Source organism: Sphingopyxis sp. (assembly GCF_050725615.1).
Classification (GTDB): Bacteria; Pseudomonadota; Alphaproteobacteria; order Sphingomonadales; family Sphingomonadaceae; genus Sphingopyxis.
In genome coordinates this window covers 1-9,043 of record NZ_JBOHHU010000127.1, presented here as the reverse complement: position 1 = coordinate 9,043, position 9,043 = coordinate 1, and the positions used below count along the sequence as shown (strand labels likewise).

9 protein-coding genes and 1 tRNA gene are annotated in these 9,043 nt (G+C 62.7%); 7 read left to right on the top strand and 3 right to left on the bottom strand.

Annotation, left to right across the window (positions count from 1 at the left end; all coding sequences use genetic code 11):
• Nucleotides 1-327: transglutaminase domain-containing protein (locus ACREB7_RS19755; RefSeq protein WP_431593970.1), on the top strand; the 327-nt coding region annotated here is incomplete at its 5' end.
• Here ACREB7_RS19755 and ACREB7_RS19750 read toward each other — a convergent pair.
• Nucleotides 302-841, bottom strand: coding sequence for a hypothetical protein (locus tag ACREB7_RS19750; RefSeq protein WP_431593969.1), 540 nt, complete (start codon nt 839-841; stop codon nt 302-304). The genes ACREB7_RS19755 and ACREB7_RS19750 overlap by 26 nt on opposite strands.
• Nucleotides 842-969: 128 nt before the next feature.
• Between ACREB7_RS19750 and ACREB7_RS19745 the strand changes: the two genes are divergently transcribed.
• On the top strand, nt 970-2,568 hold the full coding sequence (locus ACREB7_RS19745) for a peptide chain release factor 3 (protein ID WP_431593968.1): 1,599 nt from the start codon (nt 970-972) through the stop codon (nt 2,566-2,568).
• Between the two features lie 99 nt (nt 2,569-2,667).
• Here ACREB7_RS19745 and dinB read toward each other — a convergent pair whose 3' ends face one another.
• A complete protein-coding gene (gene dinB, locus ACREB7_RS19740; protein ID WP_431593967.1) occupies nt 2,668-3,801 on the bottom strand; it encodes a DNA polymerase IV in 1,134 nt (377 codons plus the stop codon).
• A gap of 89 nt (nt 3,802-3,890) precedes the next feature.
• On the opposite strand from dinB, the gene ACREB7_RS19735 reads away from it, so the two are divergent.
• Nucleotides 3,891-3,964: transfer RNA gene (locus ACREB7_RS19735), tRNA-Gly, on the top strand.
• Nucleotides 3,965-4,124: 160 nt separating this feature from the next.
• On the top strand, nt 4,125-5,483 hold the full coding sequence (locus ACREB7_RS19730) for a tyrosine-type recombinase/integrase (RefSeq protein WP_431593971.1): 1,359 nt from the start codon (nt 4,125-4,127) through the stop codon (nt 5,481-5,483).
• Here ACREB7_RS19730 and ACREB7_RS19725 read toward each other — a convergent pair.
• Nucleotides 5,380-6,534, bottom strand: coding sequence for a hypothetical protein (locus tag ACREB7_RS19725; protein WP_431593966.1), 1,155 nt, complete (start codon nt 6,532-6,534; stop codon nt 5,380-5,382). The genes ACREB7_RS19730 and ACREB7_RS19725 overlap by 104 nt on opposite strands.
• Before the next feature lie 174 nt (nt 6,535-6,708).
• Here ACREB7_RS19725 and ACREB7_RS19720 point away from each other — a divergent pair, with 174 nt between their 5' ends.
• From ACREB7_RS19720 to ACREB7_RS19710, 3 genes are all read left to right on the top strand, one after another.
• Nucleotides 6,709-7,299 carry an RNA polymerase sigma factor gene (locus ACREB7_RS19720; protein ID WP_218000097.1) on the top strand — a complete coding sequence of 197 codons (591 nt, stop codon included), beginning with the start codon at nt 6,709-6,711 and terminating at the stop codon, nt 7,297-7,299.
• Nucleotides 7,262-8,248: a FecR family protein gene (locus tag ACREB7_RS19715; RefSeq protein WP_431593965.1), complete on the top strand. Its 987-nt coding sequence runs from the start codon at nt 7,262-7,264 to the stop codon at nt 8,246-8,248. The genes ACREB7_RS19720 and ACREB7_RS19715 overlap by 38 nt, the downstream gene beginning before the upstream one ends.
• 97 nt (nt 8,249-8,345) lie before the next feature.
• A partial coding sequence (locus ACREB7_RS19710) for a TonB-dependent receptor plug domain-containing protein (protein ID WP_431593964.1) occupies nt 8,346-9,043 on the top strand: 698 nt, incomplete at its 3' end.

The window sequence follows — 9,043 nt, the reverse complement described above, 5'->3', positions numbered from 1 at the left end:
GCCGGCGACTGCACCGAGGATGCGCTGGTGCTGGCGGCGCTCGGCCGCGCGGCGGGCATTCCGGTGCGCGTCGTCCATGGCCTCGTCTTTTCGCCGGGGCGCTATCATGGCGCGAGCAACGCCTTCATGCCGCACAGCTGGGTGATCGCCTTTGTCGACGGGCGCTGGAAAAGCTTCGATATCTCGCTGAACGGCTTCGACGCGACGCATATCGCGCTCAGCCTCGGCGACGGCGAGCCCGAGGCGATGGTCGAAGCCAATCAGGTCGCGGCGCTGCTCGACTGGCGCGTGATCGCCGAAGTCAGGAAGCGGCCGGTCGATCCTTGACCAGCGGCGGCGGATCGCGGTCGTCCTGCGCGCCATCATCGGCGGTATCGTCGGATGAGGTTGATGCCGGTACCGCCTTGGCGGTCGACGGCGCTACGGGCTCGTCGTCATAGACGACCGGCATGTCGGGTAGGCTGTCATCGAGGTCGGCGGTCAGCCATTCGACCGCGCCCGGCGCTTTCAGCCCGCCGACGATGATCTGCATATCGTCGAGGCAATATTCGCCGCTCGTCGGCTCGCCATTGTTCGCCAGCACTTCGTCGACCTGGGCAAAGGCGGGCGTCGCCATGCTCGCGCTGAGCGCCATCGCGGCCAGCGCCGATTTGGCCGATACTTTGTAGCTGACGCAAATCTCGTCGCTGCATCCGGCGACCAGCGCCCGGCGCGCGGCGACCGACAGGTCGGTGATGTCATGGACTTCGCGGTCGCACAGGCGGCAGATGTCGCCATCCAATATGTCGCTGAGCTTGCCCTTATAGGGGCAGGGACTCTGGATCCTGGGGAACAGGGACATGGGGGGCGTCTCCTAACGCTTTGATGGCACGGCCAGAATGACAGAGATGCGTGGGGCGCGCAATTGCTAAAGCCGGCGCGGCGCCAGCCTCTTTCCACGCCCCGCCGCACCTGCTAACCGCCGCCGCCATGATCGCCCCGCATCCCGACCGCCGCACCTTCGCCATCATCTCGCATCCCGACGCGGGCAAGACGACGCTGACCGAGAAATTGCTCGTCGCCGGCGGCGCGATCCATATCGCGGGCGAGGTCAAGGCGCGCGGGGCTGCGCGGCGCGCGCGATCCGACTGGATGAAGATCGAGCAGCAGCGCGGGATTTCGGTCACCTCGTCGGTGATGACCTTTGCGCATGAAGGGCTGATCTTCAACCTGCTCGACACCCCGGGGCACGAGGATTTCTCCGAAGACACCTATCGCACGCTGACCGCGGTCGACAGCGCGGTGATGGTGATCGACGCCGCGAAGGGCATCGAGCCGCAGACGCTCAAACTGTTCGAGGTTTGCCGCCTGCGTTCGGTGCCGATCATCACCTTCATCAACAAGGTCGACCGCGAAGGCCTGCCGCCGTTCGAGCTGCTCGACGAGGTCGCCGACCGGCTGGCGCTCGACGTGTGCCCGATGAACTGGCCGGCGGGCATGGGCGGCCAGTTCGAGGGCATCTACGATCTCGCCGACCCCGCGATCATGCGCCCGGGCGGCGATGCCTCACGCATGTACGAAGGGCATCGCGCCAAGGTGGCGGGCTTGGACGACCCTGCGCTCGCTTCGGAATTGTCGGCGGGCGCGCTCGCTCACCTCAAGGAAGAGACGGAGCTGGCGTCGGCCTGTTACGCCCCCTTCGACGGCGCGGCGTATCGCAATGGCGACCTGACCCCGGTCTATTTCGGCTCGGCGCTGAAGGAATTCGGCGTCACCGATCTGCTCGCCGCGCTCGCCGCGCACGCGCCGGGGCCGCAGCCGCAGCCCGCCGACCCCGCGCCGGTCGACCCGACCGACGACGCCGTCACCGGCTTCGTGTTCAAGGTACAGGCGAATATGAACCCCGCGCACCGCGACCGCATCGCCTTCATGCGGCTGTGCTCGGGCAAGTTCGAGCGCGGCATGCGGCTGATGCAGGGCGGGACGGGCAAGGCGATCGCGATCAGCCGCCCGATGCTGTTCCTCGCGCAGGACCGCGAAATGGCCGAGGAGGCTTTCCCCGGCGACATCATCGGCATCCCGAACCATGGGACCTTGCGCGTCGGCGATACGCTGTCCGAGCGCACCGATATCACCATCACCGGGCTGCCCAATTTCGCCCCCGAACTGCTGCGCCGCGTCGCGCTCGTCGATCCGACCCAGACCAAGAAATTGCGCAAAGCGCTCGACGACATGGCCGAGGAGGGGATCATTCAGGTCTTCTACCCCGAAATCGGGTCGAACATGATCGTCGGCGTCGTCGGCCAGCTCCAGCTCGAGGTGCTGATCAGCCGTTTGGACGCCGAGTACAAGGTTGAGGCCAAGCTCGAGCAGTCGCCATGGGAAACCGCGCGCTGGATCGCTTCGGACGATGCCGCGAAGATGAAGGCCTTCCAGTCCGAACATCGCGGCGCCAGCGCCACCGACCGCGACGGCGCGCCGGTGTTCATGGCGAAGGACGGCTGGGAAGTCGGCTATATCACCCAGCGCAATCCGGATATCCGCTTTACGGCGACGAAAGAGCGGCGGCTGGGGGCTTTGGCGGAATAGGGCCTTCAATAAGCGCGTCATTGCGAGCGAAGCAAAGCAATCCAGAGCGGTTTACGCGGGCTCTGGATTGCCGCGTCGCTTCGCTCCTCGCAATGACGATCAAATAAGGCTCAGCAAGTCGGCCGGTCCCGTCACTTCGGTGCCGCCATCCTCCTCATCCTCCTCGCCCTCGAACTTGCTCAAGGTGAGCCCCAGCAACCTTATCCCCAACTCGGTCGGCAGCAGCGGCGCCAATATCGCCTCGCCCGCCGCGAGCAACGCCGCGCCGTCGGCGATCGGCGCCGGCACCGACTTCGCGCGCGTGATCGTCTTGAAATCGGCGTAGCGCAATTTCAGCGTCACCGTCCGCCCGCGCGCGCCCTTCTTCGCTGCGCGGTCCCACACCACCGCGCAGACATGCGCCAGCGCCTCGCGGATTTCGGTGTCGCTGATCAGATCGTTGAAAAAGGTGCGCTCGCCGCCCAGCGATTTCAGCGGCCGGTTCGACTTCACCCGCCGATGGTCGATCCCGCGCGCCAGGTTGAACAGCCATTCGGCGCTGTTGCCGAAATTCTCCGCGAGCCAGCGCGGGTCCTTGTCCGCAAGGTCGGCGCCCGAGAAGACCCCGAGCCCTTCCATCTTCGCTGCGGTCACCGGGCCGATGCCGTGGAAGCGGCGGATCGACAGCGTCTGGACAAAGGCCGCGCCCTTGCCGGGCGGGATCACGGTGATGCCGTCGGGCTTGTTCTGGTCCGACGCCAGCTTGGCGATGAACTTGTTGTACGAGACGCCGGCGGAAGCGGTGAGCCCGGTTTCCTCTCGGATGCGGCGGCGGATCGCCTTCGCGGCCGCCGTGGCGCTGCCGAGCCCGGCCTTGTCGGCCGTTACATCCAGATAGGCCTCGTCGAGCGACAGCGGCTCGACCTCGTCGGCATAGTCGCGAAAGATCGCGCGGATCTGGTGCGAAATGTCGCGATACACCTCGAAGCGCGGCGGCACGAAGATCAGCTCGGGGCATTGGCGCTTTGCGGTGACGCTGGGCATCGCCGAGCGCACCCCGAACTTGCGCGCCTCATAACTCGCCGCCGCGACCACCCCGCGCCGCGAAGATCCCCCGACCGCGACGGGCTTGCCGCGCAGGCGCGGGTCGTCGCGCTGTTCGACCGACGCGTAAAAGGCATCCATGTCGACATGGATGATCTTGCGGAGCCGGGGTTCCGCGTCGTCCGCAGCCTGGTCTTCGGCATCTTCCACCGGGCCCGACTAGCATGTTGCCACGATGTTCTCAATGCCGCGCTTGACGAAACGAAGGCAAGATGGCAATCGCCGCCGACCTTGGGTGAGCGGGTATAGCATAGTGGTAATGCTCTAGCCTTCCAAGCTAGCTAGGCGGGTTCGATTCCCGCTACCCGCTCCAGAGGCTCTTCCGAGGACGTCCGGCAACGTCCAAAAAACGGCTGATTTCTCCCATTTTTTGTGCTATCACCGTCCGTGTTGATACGGGCGTATTTCGTCGCACCCCGACAATTTGGGGGTATATTTGATGGTATGTCCGAAGCAGTCATGGAAGAGATACCATCATGCTGACGGCGGTAGCGATCAAGGCGGCGAAGGGCCGCGATAAGCCATATAAGCTGGGTGATTCGGGCGGGCTATATCTTCTCGTGAACCCTTCGGGGCGACGATGTTGGCGGATGAACTACCGCTTCCTTGGAAAGCAAAAGACCCTGTCCTTTGGCGCTTGGCCTGATGTTGGCCTTGCCGGAGCCAGAGCCAAGCGCGACGAAGCTCGGCAATTGCTGGCCACCGGGCGCGATCCAGCCGAGCAGGCCAGGCTGGAAAAGGCGGCAGCAAGCGTAGCGGCGGCAAACACGTTCAAGGCCGTCGCAGAGGAATGGCTCGCCAAGGTCACGAAGGAAGGTCTCTCGCCAGCCACGCTCAAGAAGAATCGTTGGCTGCTGGACTTTTCCTACCAGTTTATCGGGCATCGGCCGATTGCAGAGATCAAGCCGTTTGAATTGCTGACCCTGCTTCGCAAATATGAAACGAAGGGAAAGCATGAAACCGCTCTTCGCCTGCGAAGCATATGCGGTCAGGTTTTCCGCTATGCGATCGCCACTGTTCGAGCGGATCGCGATGTCGCCGCCGATTTGCGCGGGGCGTTGATTACGCCAAAGGTGACGCATCGCGCCGCCATTACCACACCAGCAGAGGTTGGCGCGTTGCTGCGAGCGATAGAGAGCTATGAGGGCCATCCGTCCACGCTGATCGCGCTGCGCCTCTTGCCCCACGTTTTTGTTCGCCCCGGCGAACTCCGCCATGCCGAATGGAGAGAGTTTGATCTCGACAAAGCGGTGTGGACGATCCCCGAGAGCAAAATGAAGATGCGCCGGGCGCACAAGATTCCGCTTTCCCGGCAGGCTTTGGAAATCATCGCCATGCTGGAATATGATGCCAGCTTGAGTTCCTATCTTTTTCCTTCGCTACGCTCGGCCAGTCGCCCCATGTCGGAAAACACCATCAACGGCGCGCTCCGTCGTCTCGGCTACGCGAAGGATGAAATGACCGGGCATGGTTTCCGCGCGATGGCAAGCACCCTGCTCAACGAAATGGGCCGCTGGAATCCCGATGCGATCGAACGGCAACTCGCGCATGCCGAAGGCAACGCGGTGCGGCGCGCCTATGCCAGAGGCGAGTATTGGGACGAGCGCGTCCAGATGATGCAATTCTGGTCGGATGAACTCGATCGTTTGCGGAAGAACTTAGAGTCCGCTCAGAATCTGGACCCCGAAAAACTATCCGTGGGTGCAAGGCGTTCGGGCGGACTGCTTGTCAGTCTGGATAGGTCCAACGATCCACGGCTGCAATGGATTCGATCACGCTCTTCGGGTGTAAAAGCGGATCGTGACGGTCGACCGCAACCTCCGCCCAGTTGAGCCATCGCGCGATGGTCTTGCCCTCGATCACCATTTCCATGTCGAGGTCGGCCTCACGTATGGCCGCAACGAAGCGGCGCAGCAGTGACGTTTCACGCCATGCTGCGGCATGTTCGGCGAGCTGCCGGAAGCGATTTTTATCCAAGCGTCGCTGCGCTTCCAGTTCGCTTTGCCGCCTCATCCTCATTTCTGAAAGGCGCCTGCCTTCCTCCCGCGCTTCGCGTTCGGCAGCGATAGCCGGGAGCGCGAAGATCAGGGTCGCCACGATGTCGCTGGCAAACTGTTCCATGCGATAGGTTGAACCCTCGCACCACTTGCGGCGGAAGCCTGAAGGCATCCAACTTGTCATCTCGAATATGAGATTGCCCGTCGCTTCGAGATCGCGGCGAACGACGTCATCCCCTTTGGGTCGAATGTCCCAGGAGTCGGGCATCCTTGACGTCTTGATCCGTTTCATTCGGTAGCGAAGCTGAAACACGATTGCATCACAGCCCGAACGTGCGGTCAGTTCGCCGCGCTCATTGCGGCTTACCGCCACTCCATGCGCCTCGAGATTCTGGCAAATAGCATTGAGAACGCAAAAAAGGCGCCGATCAGCATCGTTGAAGGGCGTTATCTTCTCCCACGCGCGGGTGCCGCAGTCATAATATTCCCTGCCGGCGCGTATATCCGCTTTTCGGCAAGCGATACGCTCGGCGATGACCGGGTGCGCATGAAACACCCGCTCAGAAATCCGAACCGGCGGAATCTTTGCCTTATGCCGATCGACCTGCGATTTGGGCGTCGCGGGAGGGGCCGACAAGTCCGATATGCGAAAGACGATCGCATCTACGCCTCGATTTCCGGATGGAAGCGGCGGTCTTGCACCAACCTGCTTGCCGAATGCGAGCTTGTTCCAATGGCCCCGGAGCGGCCGCGGAATCGCCTCTCGCTTGCACAGGCTGGCAAGCTGTTGGTCGGTAATCCCAAATTCTTCTGCAAGGCGTATCATCGGCTTCTGCCAGACGAGATCGTAAAGTTCTTGCCGTGTTATCGTCGCCTCATCGTTCATGGCCTCGCATTCTCCTACTCCTTCCAACGATGCGCGGCGGTGCATTTTTTGTTTGGTTTCGGGCTTGGATGATTGGGATGTAGATTATCAGCATCCAATAAATTTGAACAAAATTTACGGGAAATCCTCCGTCGTGCATCGTTGGGGTGAACGGGAGCGAAAAAGTCGAATGACGTGAACCGGGAGAAGCGCGCGCAGATCATGGCCTGGGTGGGGCGGGAAATCCTGCCGCACGAAGCGGACGTGCGCGCCTGGCTTCTTCGCACGCTCGATCCTGACGATCTGGAAGACGTGATACAGGAAACCTATTGCCAGATCGCGGGCCTGAAAGGCGTGAGCCATATCGCCAGCGGTCGCGCCTATTTCTTCACCGCGGCGCGCAGCATCGTTCTCATGCGATTGCGCCGCGCGCGCGTGGTCAGCATTGAATCGGTTACGGAGATCGAGAACACAGGGATCGCAATGGACGAGCCGACACCCGAACGGGTTGTCGCCGCCCGGCGCGAACTGGAAAGGGTGCAGCGTCTTATCGAGGAACTGCCCGACCGCTGCCGAAGGATTTTCGAGCTTCGCAAGGTTGATGGACTGTCGCAGCGCGAGGTTGCCGAGCAGCTTGGCGTTACGGAATTTGTGATCGGGAATGAGGTTGCCAAGGGCATGAAGCTGATATTGCAGTCGATAGCCGATGGTGATCGCAAGACCGCGCGAGCAATGGCAAGAATGGGATATGATGAGCGAACGCGAAACAGCACAAGCGATCAATGATCGCGCGGTCGAGTGGGTCGCTCGCATGGACCGCGAGAGCCATGACCCTGCCGTGCGCGCCGAACTCAAGGCGTGGCTCGCGGGTGATGATCGCCGTCGCGGCGCCTATTTCCGTGCCAAGGTCGCATGGAACATGCTCGACCGCGCGAGCGTCCTTCGCGCCGGACAACCGCTAGCTTACGAGGTGGCCGCCGCTGGCGGCGGCTGGTTTTCAAGGCGGCGTGTCATATTGGGCGGCGGTGCCGCCGCCGCCGCTGCCGCCGCATTGGTGGTCGGCCTTCCGCGCATGGATTTCTTCGCTGCGCCGGATGAGCAAATCCAGACGGCGATAGGGGAAATCCGGCGGGTGCCGCTAAGCGACGGCTCGCTTGCCGCCGTGAACACGCAAACCGCGCTCGACGTGACTATGAAGCCGAAGCTGCGCCAGATCGCGCTCAAGGGCGGCGAGGCGTGGTTTCAGGTCGCCAAGGATCGGGCGCGGCCGTTCGTCGTCGAAATCGGCGACGTGCGCGTTCGCGCGGTCGGCACGGCCTTTTCCGTCAGGCGGGAAGCGAACGGCGTCGATGTGCGAGTGACCGAGGGCGTCGTCGAGGTGTGGCGCGTCGGGGACGAAGCCAATATCCGCCGCGTCAAGGCGGGGACACGCGCCTTCATTGCACCCGACAAAGCCGTGGTGTCCATTGCCGCTGCGAGCGAGGAAATCGACAATGCGCTGGCATGGCGCACCGGCCAGCTTGTATTCGACGGGGACACGGTTGCGGAGGCGGTGGCCGAGTTCAACCGCTACAATGTTCGCAAGATCGAGCTTTCCGACGCGGCGCTCGGGCAAAAAAAGATGATCGGCCGCTTTCGCACGAACGAACCCGACGCCTTCGCGCACGCCGTTGAGATATTGACGGATTCTCGCGCCGTCATCACCGCCGACCGGATCATCCTGTCGTCGGATTGACGGATTTTTTCAGAAAAAATTACAAAAAAGTTTCGCTCACGCATCGTTGTCCATGTGAGCCCGAATGATCGGGCCGGATTACATGGGGGAGGATAATATGCGGTATCGCGATCTTCGCGGCGCGCTCGCGTCTTCGGCGGCAATTTGTGCGGTGGCGGTTGCGACGCCCGCGATGGCCCAGACCAAGAGCTTCGACGTCCCGGCGCAGTCCGCCGCCACCGGCATCCCCGCACTCGCGGAGCAGGCCGACATTCAGATTCTCGTCAGCGAAGAGGCGGTGCGCGGCAAGACGATCCGGGCGATCAAGGGGGCGATGAGCGTCGATCAGGCTGTTCGCCGTGCGGCCGCCGATGCGGGACTGCGCGTCGTGTCGAGCGATGGGCGCACCTGGACGCTGGCGCTGGCGACTTCCGCAGCGGCCGACCCCGCGCCGGACACCGGCTACACCGCCAACGAAATCGTCGTCACCGCCCAGAAGCGCGTGGAATCGGTGCAGGACGTGCCGATCGCCGTCACCGCGCTGTCGCAGAAGAATCTGGAGGAGCAGAAGATCGAGGGCGGTCCCGACATCATGCGCGCGGTTCCGAACCTGACTTTCAGTAAATCGAACTTCTCAAGCTACAATATTTCGATTCGCGGTATCGGCACCAAGGCCATTTCCGCCACGACCGATCCAGGCGTCGCTGTCAGCTTCAATAATACCGGGATGATTCAGAATCGCTTCTTCGAGCAGGAATTTTTCGACATGGAGCGGCTGGAGGTTTTGCGCGGACCGCAGGGCACTCTCTATGGTCG